22 protein-coding genes are annotated in these 23,550 nt (G+C 67.6%); 11 read left to right on the top strand and 11 right to left on the bottom strand.

Translation table 11 applies throughout. The features are described from left to right. Window positions 1-19: 19 nt before the first annotated feature. Window positions 20-3,313 (top strand): hypothetical protein, encoded by a 3,294-nt coding sequence (locus ACIBCN_RS16045; RefSeq protein ID WP_396992294.1) that lies wholly within the window; start codon window positions 20-22, stop codon window positions 3,311-3,313. 208 nt (window positions 3,314-3,521) lie between these two features. On the opposite strand, the gene ACIBCN_RS16040 is transcribed toward ACIBCN_RS16045, so the two are convergent. Then, entirely contained in the window at window positions 3,522-3,881 is a 360-nt protein-coding gene (locus ACIBCN_RS16040; RefSeq protein ID WP_396992585.1) for a DUF4254 domain-containing protein, read from the bottom strand. A 527-nt stretch (window positions 3,882-4,408) separates the two neighbouring features. Continuing rightward, window positions 4,409-4,831 (bottom strand): ribonuclease domain-containing protein, encoded by a 423-nt coding sequence (locus ACIBCN_RS16035; protein ID WP_396992293.1) that lies wholly within the window; start codon window positions 4,829-4,831, stop codon window positions 4,409-4,411. Window positions 4,832-4,998: 167 nt separating this feature from the next. On the opposite strand from ACIBCN_RS16035, the gene ACIBCN_RS16030 reads away from it, so the two are divergent. Both ACIBCN_RS16030 and ACIBCN_RS16025 read left to right on the top strand, forming a co-directional pair. Next, window positions 4,999-6,423 (top strand): aminotransferase class V-fold PLP-dependent enzyme, encoded by a 1,425-nt coding sequence (locus ACIBCN_RS16030; RefSeq protein ID WP_396992292.1) that lies wholly within the window; start codon window positions 4,999-5,001, stop codon window positions 6,421-6,423. A gap of 311 nt (window positions 6,424-6,734) precedes the next feature. Further along, a complete protein-coding gene (locus ACIBCN_RS16025; protein ID WP_396992291.1) occupies window positions 6,735-7,598 on the top strand; it encodes a helix-turn-helix domain-containing protein in 864 nt (287 codons plus the stop codon). Here ACIBCN_RS16025 and ACIBCN_RS16020 read toward each other — a convergent pair. Both ACIBCN_RS16020 and ACIBCN_RS16015 read right to left on the bottom strand, forming a co-directional pair. Beyond that, on the bottom strand, window positions 7,595-8,419 hold the full coding sequence (locus ACIBCN_RS16020; protein ID WP_396992290.1) for an ABC transporter permease: 825 nt from the start codon (window positions 8,417-8,419) through the stop codon (window positions 7,595-7,597). The two genes, ACIBCN_RS16025 and ACIBCN_RS16020, sit on opposite strands and share 4 nt — an antisense overlap. After that, window positions 8,416-9,231, bottom strand: coding sequence for an ABC transporter permease (locus ACIBCN_RS16015; protein WP_396992584.1), 816 nt, complete (start codon window positions 9,229-9,231; stop codon window positions 8,416-8,418). The genes ACIBCN_RS16020 and ACIBCN_RS16015 overlap by 4 nt, the downstream gene beginning before the upstream one ends. A gap of 213 nt (window positions 9,232-9,444) precedes the next feature. Between ACIBCN_RS16015 and ACIBCN_RS16010 the strand changes: the two genes are divergently transcribed. Beyond that, entirely contained in the window at window positions 9,445-10,827 is a 1,383-nt protein-coding gene (locus ACIBCN_RS16010) for an APC family permease (protein ID WP_396992289.1), read from the top strand. A 92-nt stretch (window positions 10,828-10,919) separates the two neighbouring features. After that, a complete protein-coding gene (locus ACIBCN_RS16005; protein WP_396992288.1) occupies window positions 10,920-11,420 on the top strand; it encodes a hypothetical protein in 501 nt (166 codons plus the stop codon). Between the two features lies 1 nt (window position 11,421). Here the strand turns inward: ACIBCN_RS16005 and ACIBCN_RS16000 are convergent, their stop codons facing one another. Together ACIBCN_RS16000 and ACIBCN_RS15995 are read right to left on the bottom strand one after the other, a co-directional pair. Further along, a complete protein-coding gene (locus ACIBCN_RS16000) occupies window positions 11,422-11,865 on the bottom strand; it encodes a DUF4254 domain-containing protein (protein ID WP_396992287.1) in 444 nt (147 codons plus the stop codon). A gap of 378 nt (window positions 11,866-12,243) precedes the next feature. Beyond that, window positions 12,244-12,996, bottom strand: coding sequence for an SDR family oxidoreductase (locus tag ACIBCN_RS15995; RefSeq protein WP_396992286.1), 753 nt, complete (start codon window positions 12,994-12,996; stop codon window positions 12,244-12,246). 72 nt (window positions 12,997-13,068) lie between these two features. On the opposite strand from ACIBCN_RS15995, the gene ACIBCN_RS15990 reads away from it, so the two are divergent. The 6 genes from ACIBCN_RS15990 to ACIBCN_RS15965 all read left to right on the top strand — a co-directional run bounded on the left by ACIBCN_RS15990 (window position 13,069) and on the right by ACIBCN_RS15965 (window position 16,598). Further along, window positions 13,069-13,398 (top strand): winged helix-turn-helix transcriptional regulator, encoded by a 330-nt coding sequence (locus ACIBCN_RS15990; protein WP_396992285.1) that lies wholly within the window; start codon window positions 13,069-13,071, stop codon window positions 13,396-13,398. Window positions 13,399-13,440: 42 nt separating this feature from the next. Further along, window positions 13,441-14,505, top strand: coding sequence for a MerR family transcriptional regulator (locus tag ACIBCN_RS15985; RefSeq protein ID WP_396992284.1), 1,065 nt, complete (start codon window positions 13,441-13,443; stop codon window positions 14,503-14,505). Further along, window positions 14,502-14,993, top strand: coding sequence for a hypothetical protein (locus ACIBCN_RS15980; RefSeq protein ID WP_396992283.1), 492 nt, complete (start codon window positions 14,502-14,504; stop codon window positions 14,991-14,993). Before ACIBCN_RS15985 ends, ACIBCN_RS15980 begins: the two co-directional genes overlap by 4 nt. Before the next feature lie 166 nt (window positions 14,994-15,159). Further along, window positions 15,160-15,360 (top strand): hypothetical protein, encoded by a 201-nt coding sequence (locus tag ACIBCN_RS15975; protein ID WP_396992282.1) that lies wholly within the window; start codon window positions 15,160-15,162, stop codon window positions 15,358-15,360. A 234-nt stretch (window positions 15,361-15,594) separates the two neighbouring features. After that, window positions 15,595-16,095, top strand: coding sequence for a peroxynitrite isomerase (locus ACIBCN_RS15970; protein WP_396992281.1), 501 nt, complete (start codon window positions 15,595-15,597; stop codon window positions 16,093-16,095). Window positions 16,096-16,439: 344 nt separating this feature from the next. After that, window positions 16,440-16,598 (top strand): hypothetical protein, encoded by a 159-nt coding sequence (locus ACIBCN_RS15965; RefSeq protein ID WP_396992280.1) that lies wholly within the window; start codon window positions 16,440-16,442, stop codon window positions 16,596-16,598. Here ACIBCN_RS15965 and ACIBCN_RS15960 read toward each other — a convergent pair. The 5 genes from ACIBCN_RS15960 to dxr all read right to left on the bottom strand — a co-directional run bounded on the left by ACIBCN_RS15960 (window position 16,592) and on the right by dxr (window position 23,445). Further along, the gene (locus ACIBCN_RS15960) at window positions 16,592-18,343 is read right to left on the bottom strand and encodes a penicillin-binding transpeptidase domain-containing protein (protein WP_396992279.1); all 1,752 of its coding nucleotides are present in this window, start codon (window positions 18,341-18,343) and stop codon (window positions 16,592-16,594) included. The two genes, ACIBCN_RS15965 and ACIBCN_RS15960, sit on opposite strands and share 7 nt — an antisense overlap. 271 nt (window positions 18,344-18,614) lie before the next feature. Next, on the bottom strand, window positions 18,615-19,481 hold the full coding sequence (locus ACIBCN_RS15955; RefSeq protein ID WP_396992278.1) for a GNAT family N-acetyltransferase: 867 nt from the start codon (window positions 19,479-19,481) through the stop codon (window positions 18,615-18,617). A 112-nt stretch (window positions 19,482-19,593) separates the two neighbouring features. Further along, a complete protein-coding gene (gene ispG / locus ACIBCN_RS15950; protein ID WP_396992277.1) occupies window positions 19,594-20,751 on the bottom strand; it encodes a flavodoxin-dependent (E)-4-hydroxy-3-methylbut-2-enyl-diphosphate synthase in 1,158 nt (385 codons plus the stop codon). 143 nt (window positions 20,752-20,894) lie between these two features. Continuing rightward, complete coding sequence (locus ACIBCN_RS15945; RefSeq protein ID WP_396992276.1) at window positions 20,895-22,097, bottom strand: M50 family metallopeptidase; 1,203 nt, start codon at window positions 22,095-22,097, stop codon at window positions 20,895-20,897. A 208-nt stretch (window positions 22,098-22,305) separates the two neighbouring features. After that, complete coding sequence (gene dxr, locus ACIBCN_RS15940) at window positions 22,306-23,445, bottom strand: 1-deoxy-D-xylulose-5-phosphate reductoisomerase (RefSeq protein ID WP_396992275.1); 1,140 nt, start codon at window positions 23,443-23,445, stop codon at window positions 22,306-22,308. Window positions 23,446-23,550 lie beyond the last annotated feature (105 nt).

Here is a 23,550-nt window from a genome sequence, read left to right as displayed (position 1 = left end):
GAAGGTTGGCGGTCGATCAATGGCAGCACCGGCGACGAAGCTAGTGAAGGACATCGAGCCCTTGTCCGCGCCGCAGCGGCGCCGGGCCATCGCGGCGGTGGCGCTGCGGTTGGCCGGTACCGCGGAACTCGGCGCGTTGCTGACCGATCTGGCGGGGCGGGGCCGCTACGAGCGGGTGCTTTCGATCCACCTGGCCGCGATCGCCGTCGACCGCGAACATCTTGTCGGGCAACTGGATTCGACGGGACAGGAGTTCGTATCGCGCGCGGTAGTCGCGCTGGTCCGGCTCGGCGTGCAGCCCGAGGTGCTGGTCGAGCGGTTGCCACGGATGGCGTACCGGACGCGGCACGTGCTGTATCGCGCGGTCGGCCGACGGACGCGCGACGCCGGACTGGCCGACGCCTTGCTGCCCGAGGTCCGGCGGCTGTTCGGGGACGCCGAGGCGGCGCGGATCCTGCCCTATTGCTCGACACGGATCGTCACCGAGCAGCTGCCCGAGTTCGCCTACGCCGCGCCGAACTGGTGCACGTTGAGCCGCAGGCACACCGAGGCGGTGCTCAGCTATCTCACCGATCTCGCGGCCCAGGCGGGTGAATCGGACTGGCCCGAACTGTGGCCGCGCATCGCCGCCGGAGCGAGCGCCTTCGCTCGCCACGACCCGGACCGTTTACTCGCGCTCGCCGCGCAGGCGGTGCGGTACGTGCAGATCAGGGGCTTGGATGCGATAGCGGGCGCGCTGACTCGGCACGACCCCGGTGCGGTCGTCGAGCTGATCGCGCATCCGAGCGGGCGCGGCAACTGCCTCGCCGGACGTGCCGTGTTCACCGCCTTGCGTGCGCTCCCCGACGATCGACTACTCGCCGTGTGCGCCGCGTATTCCGGATACCACCGGCGGCGATTGCTGCACGAACTGCCGCCGAGCCGGCGCACCGAGCTGGTGCGGCAGGTGTTCATCCGGCCCGGCGTCGATGCCGCGCAGGTCGATCTCGACGCACTGGACAGCCTGCCCCGGGACGATCGGGTGGCACTTGCCCGTGAATTGCTGGCGCGCCAAGGCGGTTCCGACGATCGGCCGGTCCGTGAACGGCTGATCGCGCGGCTGTCGTGGGAGGAAGCCGAACCCGTGCTGCGCGAAAGCATCCGCCGCCCAACGGCCGACGAGCGGGCCGAGGCCTACCCGCTGCTGGTGGTCGCCGCGGTCGGCAGCCGCGATCCCGCGGTGGTCGGCGCGCTGCTCGATTCGCTGCGTCGCCTGCGCAATGAACAAGACCCGGTGCGGCGCATCGCTTTACAGGCGGTCACCGAGATCCCGCCGACCTTGTTGCGCGCCGAACATCTGCCGGCACTGGAAATACTGGGTACGGACGCGCTGCAAGCCCGCGATCGATCGGTCATGACCACCGACGCGGTCGGCGTGCTGGCTCGCGCGCTGCTGGTGCACGGTGCCCGCGCCGACCAACCGGCCTACACCGAGTCGGCGCTGCGACTCACCGAAAGTCTTGCGGCCCATGCCAGCTCGCTGCCGCTGCGGCACCTGGACCGCAACCTGCCGCGCGGCGCCGAGCACCGACTATTCGCGGCGCTGCGCCGGCGGCTGGACGGCGACGCGGCACGCGATGAATGGGGCCTCACGCTCGGCCTGGCCGCCGGGCTGAACGAGCGCGCCTGGCAGGTCGCGCCATTGCAGCAACTGATCCTTCGGGCCTGCGGCGCCCGCGACGACTCGGTGATTCGCGGCGCGGTGGAACTGGCCTTGGCCAACCCGGCCACCCGCGACGAACACCTCACCACCCTGCTGAACCGGGACCGCTCGCTCATCTCGTTACCGCGGGTCCAGCACGTGATCGCCACGCGCCGAACGGATCTGCTCGACGCGGTGCTCAGCAATGCCACGCCGGGCCGGTTCATCGCGCCGAAGGTGCGTCTGGTACCCGACTTTTCGGCGGGCTTCGACGGATGGACGCCGCGGCAGATCGAGCTGTACGCCCGGGCGCTCGCCGCGCTGGTGCGGTCGAAGGAGTCTTCGCTCTGGGAGAAGTCGTGGGCGGTCAAACGATTGGGCCGCCTGCCAGGCAGCTTCGCGCGGCTCGTCGGTTACACCGACCACCCCGATCTCACGGTGGCGGAGGCGGCGCTCACCGCGCTCGGCCGCAGTGCCGACGTCGAGGTCGCGATCGGCGTGCTCGGCCGGTACGTGGACTCCGATCGGGCGCGAGTCGCGGTGAGCGGCATCGCTTCCCGCGCCAGGAGCGTCGCACCGGACCGGCTCGCGGGCGCGCTCACGCGGCTGCTCGACTCGCCGAAGATCACGTCGCTGAAAGAGGGGGTGCGGCTGCTCGCGGCGCTGCGAGTACCGGAGGCGATGGCCACCATCCGGGCGATCTGGGACCGCCCGAACCAGCATCGCGACGTCAAACGCGCGGTGGTCTTCGCGTGCCGCTGGCTGCTCGACCACGACGAGGCCTGGCAGATCCTCGCCGAGGCGTCACACGACCCGGCGGTGGCGGGCGAGGCTTTGAATCTCACGCCCGCGCTGCTGCCGATTCCGCAGCGGCGCAAGATGGCCGGGCTGGTGCGGGAGATGGCGGGCGGCACCGATGTCCAGCTGGCCACCGAGGCGATGCGCGTGCTCAGCGGGTGGCAGCGCTGGGCGCCCGCCGACACCGGCGACATGCTGGTCCGCAGGCTCGCCGATCTGGGTGAGGCCGGGCTGTGGCGGCAGGCCGCGCGGGTGCTCGTCGGCGGGGATTTCCGGGCCGAGGTGCCCGCGGCGGTGCAGCGGCTGCTCGCCGCCGAGGACATCGTGATCGCCGGTCGCGATCTGCCCGCGCGCCAGCGGCTCTCGACGCTGCTCAGCAATCTCGGCGCCGCGGCAGGCCAGTCGGATGAGGCGCGGGCAACGGCGGTGATCGTGGCCGAGCGATTGGCGGGCGAAACGCAGTGGCGACGGTTTGCGATCGATCTGCTGCTCGCCCAGATCCGGTGGGCCGATGCCGCGTCGAGTGTGCGGTCGATCCAGCAGGCCTGCGGGCTGGCGCGGGGCGCCCTGGTGGTCTATCCGGCCGAACAGCTGCGGATACAGCTGGCGCGGACCGGGCAGATGGTCGACGCCGAGACCATGACGACCCTTGCGCGCGACTTGTCCGCCGACGTGGACAGCGCGACCGCGTTGGCGGCGCTGGCGTTGATCGCGCAGTGCGGCAATCACTTCGGCTGGACGGCCACCTGGGTGGAGCTGCTCGCCCGAATGCGGACGCACGGGCAGAGCAACGTCCGGGTGGCGGCGCACGAAATCTACATTATCGCCGAGTGAGGGCGGAGAATTTCAGCGGGCGTGCCGCGCCAGTCGACCACGCGGCACGCCGGGCGGGGCGCCCCGTTGCGCCCGCCGTCACTGTGCAGGCGAAGTAATCGTCCAGAGAAAGTCACTGGTCGGATGACAACTCTGGGACATCGCCTTGTAGCAAGCGACGCTGTCGGGGCAGTGTCACTAGCACGATGGAATCCGTTGCTTCAAAGGATCACTGCTCGGGCAAACGACGACGGCCGCCGGCCACGTCGGTTACCAAATCAGTGTACCCATCGACAAGTTCTGCCAGGTGGTACCAATGTTTATGGGTGTTGTCACTGCGCGCGCCGTCGACGTCGATGGCCTGGTTCGCGTCCACCCAGCTGCGCGCCATCCGGTCCACCACCGCACCGAGGCTTTCCGTGTGCAGCGAGGCGCCGTTGCGATGCTGCGGGATCTCCTTGCCGATCCAGTCGTTGATGTCGTCGACAAGTTCGCTTCGGCGGCAGTCGATTTCGACAATCAACGCGGTGTCGCGGACCTGCCGCCTGCGCGCATGCAGCTCGGCGAGCGCGTGGGCGGAGCGCAGCATTTCCCGATCTTGGAAACGGCGGCCCTGAAAGGCGCACAATAACTGCGGAGCAGTTGGCAAGACCCCCACCGTCGGTGCACTCATCTCCACACCTCGAGTTCGCCCGACACCAACACGCTTTGTACCAACATAATTGGCTCTCGATTCGGTTATCCCGGTCATCGGATCGGTTGTTCACAACTAGGCTAGCTGGATCATGCGCTTACCGATGCAAGAACGCAAGAGTGCGTCTGCACTGCTGCGACTCGCTTGCGTGCGCACCTTCAGACACCCGATCTCACGGCTGGACAACAGCTTCAGCGCCTGGTGAGCAGGGGGCATCGTCGATGACCTCGGGCGATGCGAGAACCTACTTGGCGTGTGCGCACCGACCCGCTTTCGGCGCGTCGATCGCGCGTCTTGATAGCGGATCAGCATGCGCCAGAAGGGATGCCAACCGGTTGCTCACGAACCACTCGGGCCGCGGTTTCCGGCGCATAACCTGTCAAGGCGGGTTGCGAACCGCGCCCGAGTCTGATTGCTCCCGCTCAGCGCATTCGGGTGAACGAGACGTAGTGATCGCCGGTGTACCAAGCGGAACGATCGTTGCCGGTGACAATGCGTTCGGCATCGCGGTTCTGCCCCGGCTTCTTGATATTGACGTCCCACTCCTGATAGGTGATCCGTCGTCCCGAGGAATCGGTGCTCGGCAGCGTCGCATCCCGATTCGACCAGGTCCCACCGCCTTTGGTGCCGGACCCGTCGTTCGGCGGCCAGGTGCCCACATCGATCCGCGCCAGCGTGTCCCACGCGCGCTGCGGCACGGCGGCACTGACCAGCACGACCGAATCGCCCCGCACGGACCGCGGCGCCTGCTCACCCGTCGACAGCCCGAAAACCAAGGTCAAGGCCGCCGCGACGACAGCGAGGATGTGCACGAACCGCTTCGAGGTCGAACCCGCCCCAGTCATACCGCGTGAACCTACGCGTCGAAGTCGAACACCAGGTTTCCCCAGGTTTCCGATCCGTGAAGCCTTGGTGCCCACAACACTTTTCTTAGACCGTGGCCTATCCGGATGAGCCGCGCGATCGATTATCGGAGGCGCACGCCATGGCCGATTTCCCGCCACCTCGTCATATGACCGCAGCAGAATTTCGCGAGCACGGGCGCGCGGTGGTCGACTGGGTCGCCGACTATTGGGATCGAACGGCGTCGTTGCCCGTGTTGTCGCAGGTGAAACCGGGGCAGGTGCGGGCCGAGTTGCCCGACGCGCCGCCGGAGACAGGCGAACCGTTCACCGCGCTGCTGGCGGACCTCGACTCGATCGTGGTTCCCGGGCTGACGCACTGGCAGCATCCGGGATTCTTCGCCTACTTCCCGTCCAGCACGTCGGGTCCGGCGGTGCTCGCGGAGCTACTCTCCGCGGGGCTCGGCGTGCAGGGAATGTTGTGGCAGACCAGTCCCGCCTGTACCGAGCTGGAGCAGCACGTGCTCGACTGGCTGGCGGGCTTGCTCGGACTGCCCGAGCGTTTCACCTTCGCGGGCAGCGGCGGCGGCGTGATCCAGGATTCCGCGTCCAGCGCGCTGCTCGTCGTGTTGCTCGCGGCGCTGCATCGGAAGTCGGACGGACGCGCGCGGACCGACGGCGTCGACCGTGGCCGTTACCGCGTCTACGCCTCGATCGAGGCGCATTCGTCCTTGGAGAAGGCCGCGCGCATCACGGGGTTGGGCACCGCGTCGGTGCGATTCATCGAAACCCGCGCGGACCTGTCGATGAACCCCGAGGCGTTGCGAACGGCGATCGCGAGCGACGTGGACGCGGGTCTCACGCCGGTGCTGGTGATGGCCACCGTCGGAACGACATCCACGAGTGCCGTCGACCCGGTGGACCGGATCGGCCCGATCTGCGCCGAGTTCGGCGCGTGGCTGCATGTGGACGCCGCGTACGCGGGAGTGGCCGCGATCTGCCCGGAACTGCGGTGGATTCATCACGGCATCACCGACTACGCCGACTCCTACGCGACCAATCCGCACAAATGGCTGCTCACCGCGTTCGACTGCGACGCGTGCTATGTCAGCGACCGTGCGGCGCTGGTCGGCGCGCTCTCGGTGGTGCCGGAGTACCTCCGCAACAGCGCGAGTGAGTCGGGCACGGTGGTGGACTATCGCGACTGGCAGGTGCCGCTGGGGCGCCGGTTCCGCGCGCTCAAACTGTGGGCGGTGATCCGCTGGTACGGCGCCGAAGGGCTGCGTGCGCACATTCGGCACAGCGTCGCGCTGGCGCAGCGGTTCGCGTCGTGGGTGGCCGCCGACGATCGCTTCGAACTGATGGCCCCACATCCCCTTTCGCTCGTCTGCTTCCGGTTGCGCGGGCCCGACGAGCCGAATCGCCAGCTACTGCAGGCAATCAACGACTCCGGCCGAATCTATCTGTCCCACACCACGGTTCGCGACACGTTCACCCTCCGGCTGGCCATCGGCGGCACCGCTACTCGCGAGGAGCACGTTACCGCAGCGTGGGACTTGCTCAGCCGCAACGCATCTGAGCTGGCGCGCGGCTGACCGCCGTCAGAAGACGCGGAGAGTCCCGGTGAGGCTCCCGACGGACGCGCCGGGGCAGGCCCCCTCGAGCGTCACCGTGCTGCTCTCCTCCGCGTCGTGACCCGCGAAGTATCCAGACGTGATGGTGATCGGAAAGACACCGGGTCCTGAGGACCGAAATCTATTCATCGCCGACGACACGGCGGATGGAACCTGCAACTTTGGAACCGGAAACCTGTCAACCTGACGAGTGGGAAAGCGTACGCTTTCGTCCTACGAACGCGCCTATGTCGCATATTTGCCGCTGTGGGCGGGACCGAAGGGATGTTGGCATGGCAGGCAAGCGCACCGTGCTGACCGTGCGATTGCGCCGGTTGGCCGCGATGTTGCACGAGATGCGCGAACACGCCGAACTCAGTAAAGAGGAGGTGAGTGCGCGGACCGGGATCAACGTCACCACGTTGTATCGGATCGAGACCGCGCAGGCGCGGCCGCAGCGGCGCACCCTCCAGGCGATGCTCGACCTGTACGCCGTGAGCGAGGAGCAGCGCGACGACGCGATGGAACTGCTGTCGGACGCACTGAAGCCGGGTATGTCGCGGGCGTACGAGGGCAGCGTGTCGGAGGTGTACGCGGCGTACATCAACTTCGAGGCCGAGGCGTTGTCCGCCCGGCATTACCAAACCTCCACCATCCCAGGGCTTTTGCAGACGATGGAGTACGCGACGGCGGTGATCGACACCTCGATGCCGAAGGTGGAGGCGGCGATCATGGAGGACCGGGCGCGCGCCAGGATGGACCGGGCCGCCAACCTGACCAAGGAGGAGCCACTCGAGCTGTGGGTGGTGATGGACGAGGCGGCCATCCGGCGCACCGTCGGCGGGCCTGCGGTCATGCACGGCCAGCTGGATCGGCTGCTCCAGGAAACCAAGCGTAAGAACGTGATCCTGCAGATCCTGCCGTTCAACGCGGGCGCCCATCCCGGCATGGCGGGTTCGTTCACCCTGCTGGACTTCCACGACCCGGCCGATCCGGAGTTGGTGTATGTGGAGGGCATCGCGGGCGACGAGCTGATCGAGGGTCATCCCGAAATCCGGCGCTTCGGCGTGATTTTCGACCAGCTGCGCGCGATGGCGTTGAGCCCGCGCGACTCCGCGGAGATGATCATGGAAACCGCCGCGCGGATCGGTAACTAACTCCGGCTGGCCCGCCGGTAGCCGACCGTCGCGGGCACCGCGAACACCACGATCGCGCCGACCGACCACGCGACGGTGGCCAGCAGCGGGCCACGCACCGCCCCGCCCAGCGACAGCCCGCGCATGGCGTCGATCGCGTAGGTCATCGGCTGATGCGCGACGATCGGCTCGGCCCAGCGCGGATACGCGGTCAGCGGCACGAAGCCGGTGCTGAAGAACATCATGATCGACGATCCGAGCGAGACCGCCTCCACCAGTGCGCTTTTCGCGCTGAACACGGCAACGGCGGTGACCAGCGTCGCGAAGCCCAGCCCGTACAGCAGCGGCACACCGAACAGGGCGATACCGGCGAGCACACCCTGCTCGAACCGGAAGCCGAGCGCCATCCCCACCGCGAACAACACCATGGTGCACAGCAGAATTCGGACTCCCTCTGCGAGGATCCGCGAGGCAAGTCCGGACGCGCGATGCACCGGCAGCACCCACAGCCGGGCCAGCAGGCCCTGATCCCGTTCCCGGCCGAGCGTGATCGCGCCGGCCAGCGACCCCGACATCACCCCGACCAGCGCCACCATCGGCACCGAGCCGTACAGCGCGCTCGCTCCGGAGAACGTCGAAATCTGCTTGCCGAGCACGGTATTCAACACGATCAGCAGCATCGCCGGGAACACCAGCGACTGCACCATGGTCAACGGGTCACGCCACCACCGCAGCAGCAGCCGCCGGGTCTGGATGACGGTCTGCGGCATCAGCAGCCGCCAGGTCTCGGTCCGGCCGTGCACCAGCGGCAGATCCGCGGCGCGGCTATCCGCCCGGGTCATTCCGACCTCCGCACCGCGACCACCGCACCCAGCGCCCCGCACACCACGAGTATCCCTATCGCCCAGGCCAAACCGGGCCCGAGCACCGCCCATCCGACGACTCCCGCGTTGCCGCTCGAATCACCGGCCAGCGCGCGCAGCCCGTACACGAACTGCGACACCGGCTGATTGCGCGCGAAACCCTGAAGCCAGGACGGGAATTGGCGCGCGGGCGCGAGACCGGTGGACACCAGACCGAGGATCAGCTGCGGAAAGATGAGCACCTGCGTGATCGCCTCTGGACTCTTGGCGAGGCTGCCGATCAGGTCCGCGCCGAGACACAGCGCCAACGCCACCAGCAGCCCGAAGGCCACGAACCCGATTGTTTCCCACCAGCTTCCGTAGAACTCGACGCCGATCGCCCGGCCGCACAGCATGGCGACGGCCAGCGAGATCGCCGCGCGGTACATGGCGGCGGTGATTCGCGCCGCCAAGGGGGCCGCAGCGGGCATCGGCATCGATCCGAACCGGATAGTGAGCCCGTCCTTGGCGTCGCTGGCCGCGCGGAACGCGGCCGAGGTCGCGCAGAAAGCCACCGACTGCATCACGATCATCGGCATCAGAAACTGCGCGTAGCTGCTCAGTCCGTGCCCGTACACGCTCATCACCAGGTTCAACGGCACGTAGAAACCGAGGGTGAACACGGTGGGCGCGACGACGGCGGTGACCAGTTCCCCGTTGCGCCAGAACGGCCGGATCAGGCGGCAGGTCAGCACCCACCACTGCGCGACCGCCCCGATCCGCGGCCGCGACGACACCGTCAGCAGGCTCATCTGCACGCTCTCATCCTGCGGATACCCGCGCCGGTTTGCCGGGAACCGGCACTTGTCCGCATGTCGCGGGCGGCTGTCCTAGGAGATACCGAGATAGCGTGCGGTTCGGTTCATCCGTCGGTGGCTTCACGCCGGAAACCAACGCCGGTCGGCTATTTTCGACCGATTCGGGGTACTTCAACCATCTGTTGCGAAACATCTGGGAGGGACCACATGGCCGACGTCACCGCACAGCGGGAAACGGAACCGGAGCTGAAGCGGGTGATGGGCCCGTGGCTGCTGTTGCTGTTCATCATCGGCGACATCCTCGGTTCCTCGGTCTACGCGCTCACCGGGAAGGTCGCCCATGAGGTCGGCGGCGCGGTATGGGTGCCATTCGTGGTCTCGTTCCTGGTCGCGCTGGTCACCGCGATGAGCTACCTGGAGCTGGTCACCAAATATCCGAACGCCGCGGGGGCCGGGCTCTACACGCACAAGGCGTTCGGCCGCCAATTCCTCACGTTCATGGTCGCGTTCGCGGTGATGTGCTCCGGGATCACCTCGGCCTCGACCGCGTCGCGGGCCTTCGCCGCCAACTTCGCCGAGGCCTTCAACCTGGATATCGGCACGGGCTTCGTGATCACGGTGATCGCGCTGGCGTTCATGGCGGTGATCGCGGTGATCAATCTGCGTGGCGTCAGCGAGGGCGTGAAGCTGAACGTGGTGCTCACCTGCGTGGAGCTGACCGGCCTGCTGATCGTCATCGGGATCGGCTGCTGGGCACTCGGCGCCGGTGACGGCGATTTCGGCCGGATCACCGAATTCGATACCGGTGACCGCACTGCCGTCGGCGGTGTCATCGCGGCGACCACGCTGGCCTTCTACGCGATGGTCGGCTTCGAGGACTCGGTCAATATGGCCGAGGAGTGCAAGGAGCCGAGCCGGATCTTCCCGAAGGTGCTGCTGGCCGGGCTGACGGTCACCGTCGTCGTCTATGTGCTGGTGTCGATCACCGCGGTCGCGCTGGTGCCGGTCCCCGAGCTCAGCCAGGGCGACACCCCGCTGCTGCAGGTGGTGCGGGTGGGCTGGCCGTCGTTCCCGACGCATGTGTTCGCCTACATCAGCATGATCGCCGTCGCCAACACCGCGCTCATCAACATGCTCATGGCCAGTCGCCTGCTCTACGGGATGGCCAAGCAGGGGGTCTTGCCGCGGTCGCTCGGGCGCGTGCATTCCGGTCGGCGCACGCCCTACATCGCGATCCTGTTCACCACGCTGCTCGCGCTGTGCCTGATCGCCTTCGTCAGCGAGGTGCCCGAGCTCGGCGGCACCACCGCGTTGCTGCTGCTCGCGGTGTTCACCATCGTGAATGTCACCGTGCTGGTGCTGCGCCGAGATCGCGTGACACACGAGCACTTCCGCACGCCGACGGCACTACCGGTGATCGGCGCGTTGTCGTGCGGGTTCCTGGTGACGCCGTGGACCGACCGCAATCCGCAGCAGTACACGATCGCGGGGATCCTGCTCGCGATCGGCGTCGTGCTGTGGGGGGTGAATCAGCTGCTGATCCGCTACCTGCATGCCGATCCCCCGGCGGCGGAACCGCCCGCCGAGTAGTGGATCTTGTTGGTGGACGTGACAATTCCCCCGTCGGGTAAGTCCGTATCGGTAGGTGACTACTCGCGACGCTGTGAGTAATGTGTGCCGAGATGACCAGCATGGACGCTCGTTTCGGTGACGCGACCCGAACCGTGCCCCTCCCCAACCCGTGGAATCTGAACGCCTACCTCGCCGCCGTCGCCGCGCACCGTGGCCGCTCCATCGGCCTGCACACCGCGGCCAAGGCCCTGGTGAACGAGATCGGTTGCGGCGGAGGAGGTCTGTGGGTCGCGCGCAAACACGACGACCTCATCATCTACGACGCCGAAGCCACCGACCGCAACGCCGATCACATCATCCTGCACGAGGTGGGGCACATGCTGCTCGGTCACGGCACGCGGGAATCCGATCGCCGCGCACCGGCGCCGCCGGCGCTCGCGCTGATGCTGCCCTCGGTGTCGCCGCAGTCGGTCGAGCATGTGCTCGGACGCCGCGAGTTCGGTGTCGATCGGGAGCGGGAGGCGGAGGTGTTCGCCGATATGACCATGGTCTACGCGACGCTGCCGCAGCGCCGGAATCGGTCGTTCCGGCTGTTCGGGCGCGGGAAGTAGCTCACCACTGGTCGTACGGGTCGTCGGGTAGCCGCCGGATGCCGGTGCGCAGGTCGTCGATGAGATCCTGGTAGCCGTCGGCCATTTCCTCGATCTGCACCCAGGCGTCGTAGAAGACCGCCTCCGGCGCGAAGGCCAGCGTGGCGAAGGCCTGCGCGGTCATGCAGGCCAGCCGATCCACCATTCTGCCGACGGTTTCGGTGTGCTCGGGCGCGGCGATTTCCGGGACCGGGGTTCCCAGGGTGACCCACCGATCGATGGTGCGCATCAATTGGATGCGCCGCCGATCGATCTTGACCGACTCGGCGGCCGGGGTCCGCTCACGCACCAGGTGCAGCTGGGCCAGTTCGCCCGCCGCCTCCAGCATCGGATGGTCGTCGTGCGGGAAGCCGCGGAAGGCGGCGAGCAGTAGATCTTTCGCGGGCAGCGTCCGGTCCGGATTCATGTCAGCGCCCCCGCCTGGCCGCGCGTCGGTACGCCCCCGCCCCTCGGGTGGTGACGTCGCCGCAGCACATCCCGCACCTGGCACACATCGATAGCGTGAACGAGACATCCCCCCTCCACGTCGATTTCACCCACTTCCGTTATCCGACACGCGCTGGTCAGCCACCTCCCCACCAGCCTGCCGCCGCATAAATCGAACTCGGCAAACCTCGAGTGACCACACCTTAATCTGCCACTCGGAAGTAATCACCTGCGGCTATGCCCAGCCGACCCGGCGCCGACAGCAATCCTGCGCAAGTCGGGCAAATCTTGCTCGATGCGCGCGCAGGCTCCGCCCAGGCCGCCTCGGCAGGCCGTGGACCGATCGACAACGCGCAGGTCAGGCCCTGTCGGCGATGAGGTAGTCGGGTCCGCCGACGTACACGGTGTGGCCGGTTTCGGCGGGGCTGGTGGTGGCTTCGGCTACCGCGGCAGCGAATTCGGGGATGGTGGGCAGCGGGGCGTTGCTGCGGCGGGCGGAGACGGCGGCCGGGTTTCGGCGCTCCAGGAGTTGGACGATGATGGTGCCGTCGATCATGTCGCCGGAGACGGTGTGCAGGGTGATGCCATGGCTGGTGAGGGTGGGGATCATGGCGCGGAGGGCGTCTTCGCCCGCGCGTTTGCTGGCGGCGATGGGTTCGTAGTCGGCGGGGACGGGTTTGCGGCCGTGGAAGTGGGCCTGGTGGCTGGTGACGAAGACGATGCGCGAACCCGGCGGCATGTGGGGTACGGCCAATTGGACGAGGCGGGTTTGCGCGTCGCGGTTGATCGACATGGCGTAGTCGGGGGCGGCGTTGCGTTCGAGGCCGCCGGAGGCATTGAGGATGAGGACGTCCAGGCGGCCGAATTGCTGAGTAATGGTTTCGATAAGCGTGCGGGCGGCGGCTTCGTCGGAGATGTCGGCGCCCGCGGTGGCGGCGCTGCCGCCCGCGGCGGTGATCTCGTCGGCGATCGCCTTGGCGCGCTTGAGCTTTTCGCGATAGTTGATGATCACGTGATCGCCGCGGGCGGCGAGCACGCGCGCGGTTTCGGCGCCGATGCCGCGGGAGGCACCGGTGATCAGAACGATTCGCTGTCCGGCTGGATGGCCCACCGTTTTCCTCTCGATCGCGGGCCGTCGGCCCGGCGGATTGCTTCTAAATCAGAATCACTATGGTAGTTCTAAATGAGAAGTGCAAGCGGGGCGAAGCCACCCACCGGCCGGATCGATCCGGCGGTACTGGCCGCGATGGAACTGCTGGGACAGCGGTGGATACTGCGCGTGCTGTGGGAACTGGCACCCGGACCGCTCGGGTTCCTCGAACTGCGGCGACGGATGGACAACTGCTCGTCCAGCATGCTTTCGGTGCGGCTGCAGCATCTGCAGGGCGCGGGGCTGATCGTGAAGAACGCGGACAAGTCCTATGAACTCACCACCGCGGGAACCGAACTGGACACCGCGCTGCAGAGCGTGTGGGAATGGTCGCGGCGATGGGAAACCGCACTCACCGACTGAGCGGTTTGACCTTCCGCCTACCTGAGACTCCATGATGACCTGATGACAGAGTCCGACGGGTTGATCACGATAGGCGTACTGGCGCGAGCGAGCGGGCTCACGGCGAGTGCGCTGCGGTTTTACGACGACTGCGGGTTGCTGGCGCCCGCCAGGGTCGATCCGCTCACGGGGTATCGGTACTACACCGAGGCACAGCGAGAACGCGCGGCGTTGATCCGGCGCCTGCGGGCGATCGAGGTACCGCTCGATTCGATCTCCGACATCCTGTCCGGGGATACCGGGCGCGCTGAGCGGCTGTTGGACGAGCACGTCGACGAGTTGCGGCGACGCGCGCGGACGGCCGCCGATATCGCCGAGCAGATCAAGCAAACACTCGGATCGATGGGCGACGGTGTCACGCTGTCCGCCGCACTGCTGGCGGAGGCGTTCGAGCAGGTACGGGCCGCCGCGGCGGATGACCGCGAAATACCTGTTCTTGCCGGGATTCTCGTAGAGGCGAGCGCGAATTCGTTGACGCTCACCGCCACTGATCGCTACCGGCTCTCGACCCGGACCATGGTGTCGCGGGATCGGCACGGTGACGACTGGTCGGTGGTGGTCGATGCCGGTGATCTCACGCCGATCATCGGCTGGCTTCGCCATTTGGACGAAATCGTTGCCGCCCCAACCGATCAGGGGCTATCGCTGGTCGGCGACGGTGCCGAGCGGCGTTGCCGAGTGATCGATGAACCATTCCCCGACTATCGAGCGGTGCTGTCCGGCCTCGCGCCGGTGCGAACCCGAGTGGTGACGGCCCGCACGCCACTGCTCACTCTCCTCGAAAAGAGCTCCGCCACAATGCGATTCGAGGTCGATCACACCGGCCTCACCGTTTCTGACAGCAACCACCGACATCATCTACCCGCCGCGGTGACCGGCTCCGCCATCGACCTCTCCTTCAACATCACGACTCTGCTCCCCGCCATTCACGCCGCATTGGGCCCAGACCTGATGCTCGACATCGCCGCGCCCGACCGCCCGATCGTCCTTCGGTCCGCCACCGACGGCGACCTCACCACTCTGGCCATGCCGACCTGGCAATCAACAGATAGGAACCCCCAGCCATGACAGACGACACCATGGATGCCATCACCCGCGCGGTAACGCTCGGGCGTGAAGGCCAACCCGACACGGCCCGCGAGGCCCTGCGCACCCTCTGGGATTCCTTTGGCCCGCAGGGCGACCCCCTGCACCGCTGCACCCTCGCCCACTACCTGGCCGACCTATATGACGACGCGGCCGAGGCGCTCGCCTGGGACATCCGCGCGCTGGACGCCGCCGACTCGCTCACCGACGCGCGCGCCCAGGAATATCATTCTTCCCTGGACGTCCAAGGTTTCTACCCGTCCCTGCACCTCAACCTGGCCGACAACTACCGCCGACTGAGCTCCTTCGCCGCCGCCCAGCGCGAACTCGCCGCCGCCCGGGCCACGCTGCACACTCTCCCCGAAACCCCGTACGGCGCCATGATTCGCACTGCCGTCGACGAAATCGAAGCAGCAATCCAAGTCGAAGACACCAGCCCGCGCCCCTCGGCCCCGACCGGCCGCGGGTAAACGCGGCCACCCACCGCCGAACGGGACATAGCGGTAGGCAACTCAGCCACGGCCCGCTCGACGTTTGCTGGACTGCGCTCGTCGGCAAAGGGATTGGGGGCATGCACCCGAATCGCATGCACCGAATACTCCTCGGGGACAAGATCATACGACGTAAAGGATGTGCATGATGAAAAAGACAGTCGTTATTGCTGCCATGCTCGCCGGGCTCGTCGCGCCGGCCGGCCTCGCGGCCGCGGCGCCGGTCTCCGCACCGACCCCCGCCAACACCGTCGCCGGGCCGCCGACCGGTTCGTCGTCAGCCGATATCTTCTGCGGGGTGCTCTGGATCTTGAAGGGCGGCGGAAACGCCGACTGCTCCTTCTGAGCACGCCGCGCACACGAATGGCCCGCACCCTCGGAGTGCGGGCCATTTGCGTCAGACCAGGAAACGCACTGCACCTCAACGGAAGCGCGTTTGCCGAGCGGTCGAATAATCGGGTCGGCGAGCGCGGCGCGCCGAACACCGCAACAACCGATTAGGCGACGCTAACCTTAGGCACGAAACCGAATTCGGGAGTATGCGAACACCCCGAGAACCAACAGGTTTAGGCTGTGCGCCGTGGTCGAACCCCAACCGTCAATCGCACCCCATCCCGACATCGCCCCCTTGGCTCCGCTGCTCGGCACCTGGCGTGGCGACGGGCACGGCGAATACCCGACCATCCTGTCGTTCGATTACCTGGAAGAAGTCCGGTTCGGCCATCTCGGGCGCCCGTTCCTGACCTACCGGCAGCGCACCCGCGCCGCCGACGGCAGCCGACCGATGCACGCCGAAACCGGTTATCTGCGCTGCCCGAGCCCGGACCGGGTGGAATTGATCTTGGCGCACCCCACCGGCATCACCGAAATATGCGAGGGCGCACTGAATGTCGCCGAAGGTACGCTGCACATGGAATTCGACTCCACCAGCATCGGCCGCACCAGCACCGCCAAACTCGTTACCGCCCTTGGCCGGACATTTCAGCTGAAGGGCGACACCATCGATTACACATTGCGGATGGCGGCAGTCGGCGAGCCCTTGCAACACCACCTCGCCGCCACCCTGCGCCGGGCCGACTAACCCACACCCGCAGGCCATAGCCGAGCGCGCCGACAAAGCGCACGCAGCATGGCCGACGGTCCGGCCGATCCGCCCGTTCCGCGTGAGTTGTTTTCGCGTTTGGCGAATTCCACGAAAAGACCAACCCGTGCCGAGGTAGTCTCACCGAGATTCGCCAGGAATGTGATCTGCGCCATGTTCTTGCTGCCATGTGTCGTCGGCCACTTGCGCTTGTTCGGTGTATCGATCTCGGTTTACGGTTCAAAAGCCAGCAAACTTTCAGATAACTTCGCGCGGTCATCCCTGCGCGGAACAGCTAGAACCCTTCCCCCCGTCGACACCCCCTGACCCGAGGGAGCCGAACAATGAAGCGTTCCACCACCATTCTGGCCAGCGTTGCCATCGTCCTCGGCGGCGCGGCAACCGTGCAGATCCTCGACGGCGGCGACGCCGGGGCGGCGATCACGGACAGTGCCGCCCCATCCAGCAATCAGGCAGCCTGGCACGACAGCGCGCCTCAGTAACCCGGTGGCAGCGCGGCGACCATGTCGCGACTGACCGCGACCGCGTTGTCGGAACTGCCACCCTTGACCACTAACGTCGCGAACGCGATATCGCCGCGATAGCCGACGAACCACGAGTGCGACCCGCCGTCGACCTCGGCCTCACCGGTTTTCCCGTATACCTCCCCCTGATCGGCGATCCGCTCGGCGGTACCGCCGGTGACCACCCTGCGCATCATCGCCCGCAACCCGGTGATCACCTGCGGCGCGAGCGCGGGAGCCGCGCCGTCGACCGTCGTGGTGCGACCCGCGATCAGGTACGGCACCGGTACCGAGCCGTGCGCGACCGTGGCCGCCATCAAGGCCATGCCCAGCGGGCTGACCACCACCCTGCCCTGGCCGATGCCGTCCTCGGTGCGCTGGATCAGCTCGTCCGACGGCGGCACCGAACCGGAAAACGTCGGCAGCCCGTCGACCGTATAGCCAGGGCCGACACCGAGTTTCGCGGCGGCCTCGTGCAGCGCGCCGCCCGGCAGCCTGCTGGCCACGTCGGCGAACGCGGTGTTGCACGACCGCTCATAGGCGGTGATCATCGGTGCGTCACCGATCGTGAAAAGGTTGTAATTGGGGATCGTGCGGTCCCCGATGGTGATTCGGTTCGGACACGGCAGCACCGTGTCGGGTGCGGCGAGGCCGGTCGACATGGCGGCCGCCGCCGTCACCGTTTTGAACACCGAACCCGGCGGGTACTGGCCGATGGTCGCGACCGGTCCGTCCCGGTCGGCCGCCGTGTTCTGCGCGATCGCCAGGATCGCGCCGGTGGACGGGCGGAGCGCCACCATCATGGTCTGCTCTTCGCGCAGGTCGACGGCCCGTTGCGCGGCGTTCTGCACGTTGCGGTCCACGCTGAGTGCGAACGACGGTGCCGGCTGCGACGGCACCTCGGTGAGCACGTCGGTGTCGGCGCCGTTGGCGTTCATGGTGACCACGCTCCAGCCCGCCTTGCCGTCCACCTCGGCGATCACCGTCTTGCGGATCTGCGCGAGCAGGTCCGGCGCGAACGCGCGGTCGGTGGGCACCAGGTCCCACTCCGAGGTGATCATGACGCCGGGCAAGCCGATGAGATCGGTACTCACCTGGTCGAATTCGTTCTCGTTGAGCATCGCGACGGTGTACGCGCCCTTGGCGGCGATGGCCGCGTCCCGGATGGATTCGGGGGTGAGTTGCGGGTCGAATGGGCTCAGTGCCGCCGACAGCGCGGTCGCCACCGCGCCGGGGTCGGCGGCATTCGCCGCGGTGAACGCGACCCGCGACACCTGGCCCGGCACCAGCACATCGCTGCCCGCCTGCTCGTTCACCCGCGCGCGGGGGGCCGGGTTGGCCCGCAGCGACATCGTCTGGGTGTCGCCGAGCTTGGGGTGAATGTTCGACGAGGTCCAGCGGACCTTCCAGCGGCCGCCGCTGCGACCCATCTGCAACTGCCCCGTGTAGCGCCAGGTCCGGTCCTTGGGCAGGTGCCACTCGTAGGTGTAGTCGACAGTGGCGGTGTCGCCGCTGACCCTGGCCGAGCCGGTGTACGCCGTGAGCTTCTCGGCCTGCAGGTGATTCCACGCGGAACCCAGTGCGGCACTGGCCTTTTCGGGCTGATTGGTGAGGTCGGCGGCAGCCGCCAGGTCGTGCTTCGCGAACGCCGTGACGAAGTCGTCCGCCGCGGGCACCGGCCCCTGCGGGCCACGCGCGCAACCGGCGGCGGGCAACGCGAGCATCGCGACAGCCAGCGTGACGATTAGCGGTTTTCTCAGCGGATCAGTCCTAGGGGGGCGGCAGCCGGCGGAGCCGGCGGGGTGGGTGAGCACTGGGGGACGGCAGCCGGCGGAGCCGGCGGGGTGGGTGAGCACTGGGGGACGGCAGCCGGCGGAGCCGGCGGGGTGGGTGAGCACTGTCGACATCGGCACCGATGGTAATAGCCAACGCTGAGCAAACCTGCGCGCCGCTCCGTGTTTCTTTCCACTGAAACAGCTTTCAGCGTCGGCGTGGTCAGTCGAGGAGGATGGTGGAGAAGGTAGCGATCTGCCGGAAGCCGACCGTGCTGTAGGCGCGACGCGCGACTTCGTTGTAGTTGTTCACGTACAGGCTCGCGGTGCGGCCGGACGCCACGACCGCGTTGGCGATGGCTGCGGTGCCCACCGTGCCGAGTCCGGTGCCGCGATGTTCGGGGTGCACCCAGACGCCCTGAATCTGGCCGGTGCGCCGGGACAACGAACCGACTTCGGCCTTGAACACGACCTCGCCGTCCTCGAAACGTGCCCAGGCACGGCCGGATTCGATCAGGCTCTGAATGCGGCGCCGGTAGCCGCGGCCGCCGTCGCCCGCGCGGGGGTCGACACCGACCTCCTCGATGAACATGGCGATCGCGGCGCAGAGGTAGCGGTCGAGTTCATCCGGACGCACTCGACGCACGTTCGGGTCGGGGGCCACCAGCGGCGGTTGCACGAGGGCGAGCAGCGGCTGTTCGCCGCGCAGTTCCCGCGCCGGACCCCAATGGTCGGCCAGCATCTCCCACAGCGGCAAGGCCAGTTCGCGGCGCCCGACCACCGATGAGGCGATGCGCGGCCACCTGAGCGCGCGGTCCGCGAACGCCCGCAGCGCGTCGTGATCACCGCGCAGCGGGACCAGGTTGGCACCGGAGAAACACAGCGACTCCGACGGGGCGCCTCGACTCCACAGTTCGCCCTGCCCACAGCGACTGGTGTCCAGACCGAATTCTTGGAGCCGGGCGGCGACCATGCACGAGGCCACCGGATCGGCATCCAGCACTCGGAGGACCTGTCCCAGGTCCCGGTTCGCGAGCTGCCGCGCGGGGACGTACTTCGCCCTGCGCGTCGGCTCCAGCAGACTCCGCACGTTGATAGCCTGCCACGAATATCGGCGATGTGGTACGGCTATGCCGAACGCAACAGTTCGCGGAGCGTTCAACTGAACCAGGCCAAGTCCGGCTACAGCCCTGGGCGGCGGATCAGCCGACCGTGACGACCGGCTCGCCGGCCCCCGCGTCCACGCCCATCTGCTCGGCGATGCGCAACGCCTCCTCGATCAGGGTTTCCACGATCATCGCCTCCGGCACGGTCTTGATGACCTCGCCCTTGACGAAGATCTGCCCCTTACCGTTGCCGGACGCGACACCGAGATCCGCCTCGCGCGCCTCGCCGGGCCCGTTCACGACGCAACCCATCACGGCCACCCGCAACGGCACCTCCATGCCCTCGAGACCGGCGCTGACCGCGTTCGCGAGGCTGTACACGTCCACCTGGGCGCGGCCGCACGACGGGCAGGACACGATCTCGAGCTTGCGCGGGCGCAGGTTCAGCGACTGCAGGATCTGATCGCCGACCTTGATCTCCTCGGCGGGCGGCGCGGACAGCGAGACCCGGATGGTGTCGCCGATGCCCTCCGACAGCAGCGCACCGAACGCGACCGCGGACTTGATGGTGCCCTGGAACGCCGGACCAGCCTCGGTCACGCCGAGGTGCAGCGGGTAGTCGCTGCGCGCGGCCAGCTGGCGGTAGGCCTCCACCATGATCACCGGGTCGTTGTGCTTGACCGAGATCTTGATGTCACCGAAGCCGTGGTCCTCGAACAGGCTCGCCTCCCACAGCGCGGATTCCACCAGCGCCTCCGGGGTGGCCTTGCCGTACTTCTCCAGCATCCGCTTGTCCAGCGAACCGGCGTTGACGCCGATGCGAATCGGGATGCCCGCGGCGGCCGCGGCCTTGGCGACCTCGCCGACCCGGCCGTCGAATTCCTTGATGTTGCCGGGGTTTACCCGGACCGCCGCGCAGCCCGCGTCGATGGCCGCGAAGATGTAGCGCGGCTGGAAGTGGATGTCGGCGATGACGGGGATCTGGCTCTTGCGCGCGATCGTCGCCAGCGCGTCCGCGTCTTCCTGACGCGGACAGGCCACCCGGACGATGTCGCAGCCGGACGCGGTGAGCTCCGCGATCTGCTGCAGGGTGGCGTTGATGTCGTGGGTCTTGGTGGTGGTCATCGACTGCACGGAGATCGGGTGATCACTTCCGACCCCGACATTGCCCACCCTCAACTGGCGAGTCTTGCGTCGAGGAGCGAGAACGGCCGCAGGAGCGGCGGGCATCCCCAATCCGATTGTGCTGGTCACTTTCGGCTGCCTACTTTCGGTACGTACATTGTGGGCCGTTCGCCTTCCGAGCTTAGCCGCGCACGCCGAACGACCACCCTGTGACGCCCACGACAACGTGCTGTCCCCCAGCGCCGGCGACAGGGTACCGCGTCCGGCGAAGGTCAGAACAACTTGATCGGATTGACGATGTCGGCGGCGAGAGTGAGCAGCATGTACGCGCCGCCGATGACCACAACCACGTATGTGGCGGGCAGGAGCTTCAGATAGTCGACCGGCGTGCCGGGCGCGAGCCCCCGCCGCCGACGGAAGACGTCGCGGATCTTCTCGTAGATCACCACCGCGATGTGTCCGCCGTCGAGCGGCAGCAGCGGCAGGATGTTGAAGGCGCCGAGGAAGAAGTTCAGGCTGGCGAGCACCAGGATGAAGATGTTCCACAGCCCGTGTTCGGCGGTCTCACCGCCGATCTTGCTCGCGCCGTACACGCTGACGGGTGTCTCCGCGTCCCGCTCACCACCCGTCACCGCGGTCCACAGTGCGCCGACCTTCTGCGGCAACTGCGCCAACGACTGCACGGTGCGCACGGACATATCGGCGGTGAACACGGCCGAGTCCGGGAGCGCGGCCAGCACGCCGGACTTGACCGGCGGGTCGTTGAAGTCTTGGCCGACTCCCACGACACTGACCTCGCGGCCCGCGCCACCCCCCTCCGGGTAGCGCACGACGCGCTCCGGGGTGACCGGGACAGTGAGTGTCTGGCCGTTACGGTCGATCGTGTAGGTGAAGGGCCCGGACTGCTTCTGGGTTTCGGACTGGAATTCCTTCCACGTCTGTACCTGCACGCCGTTCACCGACTTGACCACGTCGCCGCGCTGTAGGCCGGCCCGCTGGGCAGGGCCGTCACCGGTGCACGGTTGGGTCGTGCCGTCCGGATTCTGTTGTGCCACACAGCCCGGGTTGCCGAGCGCGGTGGCAGGCGGCTGCGCCAACCGCGGCAAGCCCCACCCGAGGGCGAGAATCACGATCAGGATATAGCCGAGCACGAAGTTCATCGCGATGCCGCCGGACATGACCACGAGCCGCTTCCAGGTGGCCTGCCGGTACATGGCCCGGTCGATCTCCTCCGGTTCCAGCTCGTCCAGCACGGTCATGCCCGCGATATCGCAGAAGCCGCCGAGCGGCAGCGCCTTGAGGCCGTATTCGGTCTCGCCGCGCCGGAACGAGAACACCTTCGGCCCGAAACCGATGAAGTACCGCCGCACCTTCATGCCGGTGGCCTGGGCGGTCCACATGTGCCCGCATTCGTGCAACGCGATCGAAATCGTGATGCCTAGCGCGAACAGCACGAACCCCAACGCGTAGACCATGTGTTTAGCAGCCCTCCTGCATAGCGCAGCTCGCTTTATGAAGTGCGACCGCCGGATCGGCCGCCCACAAACCTAGACCCGCACATCCGTCACGGCCGCGAGCACCCCGACCACAGTAACCGGACCCCGCACGGCCCTGCGTGTTCAGTGTGCCAGGCGGCGGTCGACGGGCGAGTCCGAGCCCGCTGGGGATATCGCCGCCAGCGGGTCAGGCAACCACCCGGGCCCTGGCGAATTCGCGGGCCCAGCTGTCGGCGGCGAGTACTTCCTCGAGCGAGTTCGGTTCGGTGCGCCACTGGCCGGCGGCCTCGACCGCGGCGGCCACGGTGCGGACGATGTCGGGGAAGCGGATGGCGCCGTCCAGGAAGGCTTGCACCGCAACCTCGTTGGCGGCGTTGTAGACGGCGGTGACGCTGCCGCCCGCCTCGCCTGCCTGGCGGGCCAGGTCGATCGCAGGGAAGACCGCGTTGTCGACCGGCTCGAAGGTCCAGGTGGCGGCGGTGCCGAAGTCGCAGGCCAGCGCGGCGCCGGGGACTCGATCGGGCCAGCCGAGGGCCAGCGCGATGGGCAGTCTCATGTCGGGCGGGCTGGCCTGGGCGAGGGTGGAGCCGTCGGTGAAGGTGACCATCGAGTGCACGATCGACTGCGGGTGCACGGTGACGTCGATGCGGTCGTAAGGAATGCCGAACAGCAGGTGCGTCTCGATCAGCTCCAGGCCCTTGTTGACCAGCGACGCCGAATTCAACGTGTTCATCGGGCCCATCGACCAGGTCGGATGGGTCTTGGCCTCAGCGGGATTCACCGATTCCAGCATCTCGGCGGTCCAGCCGCGGAACGGGCCGCCCGAAGCGGTGAGCACCAGCCGGTCCACCTCCTCGGCGCGACCGCCGCGCAAGCACTGGGCCAGCGCGGAATGTTCCGAATCGACCGGCACGATCTGGCCGGGCGCCGCGGCGCGAGTGACCAGCGAGCCGCCCGCGACCAGCGATTCCTTGTTCGCCAGCGCGAGCCGGGTACCGGATTGCAGGGTGGCCAGGGTCGGTTCCAGGCCGAGCGAGCCGACCAGCGCGTTGAGCACGACATCGGCCTCGGTGCGGCGCACGAGTTCGGTCGCCGCGGCCGGGCCCGCCAGCTGAATATCGAGCTGCTGGGCGGCTTTCGGGTCGGCGACCGCGACATTGCGGGTCCCGGTGGCCGCGATCTGCGCGGCTAGCAACTCGGTATTACCGCCGCGCGCGGCCAGGCCGACCACCTCGAACCGGTCGGGGTTGGCGGCGATCACCTCGAGCGCTTGGGTACCGATGGATCCGGTACTGCCGAGGAGCAGGACTCTCACAATGTCGGACACGGGTTCATTGTGGCGCACAAAAGTAGGCTCGGTGCCCACCCGCCCACCCGCTACCGTCCCCCGAACAGCGTGTCCCGACTTACAACGACGCACCGTCGTATGTCA

The sequence above is a fragment of the Nocardia sp. NPDC051052 genome (assembly GCF_044456045.1).
Lineage (GTDB): Bacteria > Actinomycetota > Actinomycetes > Mycobacteriales > Mycobacteriaceae > Nocardia.
Note: the sequence above shows the minus strand (reverse complement) of the source record. Positions and strands in the feature narration are given on the sequence as shown.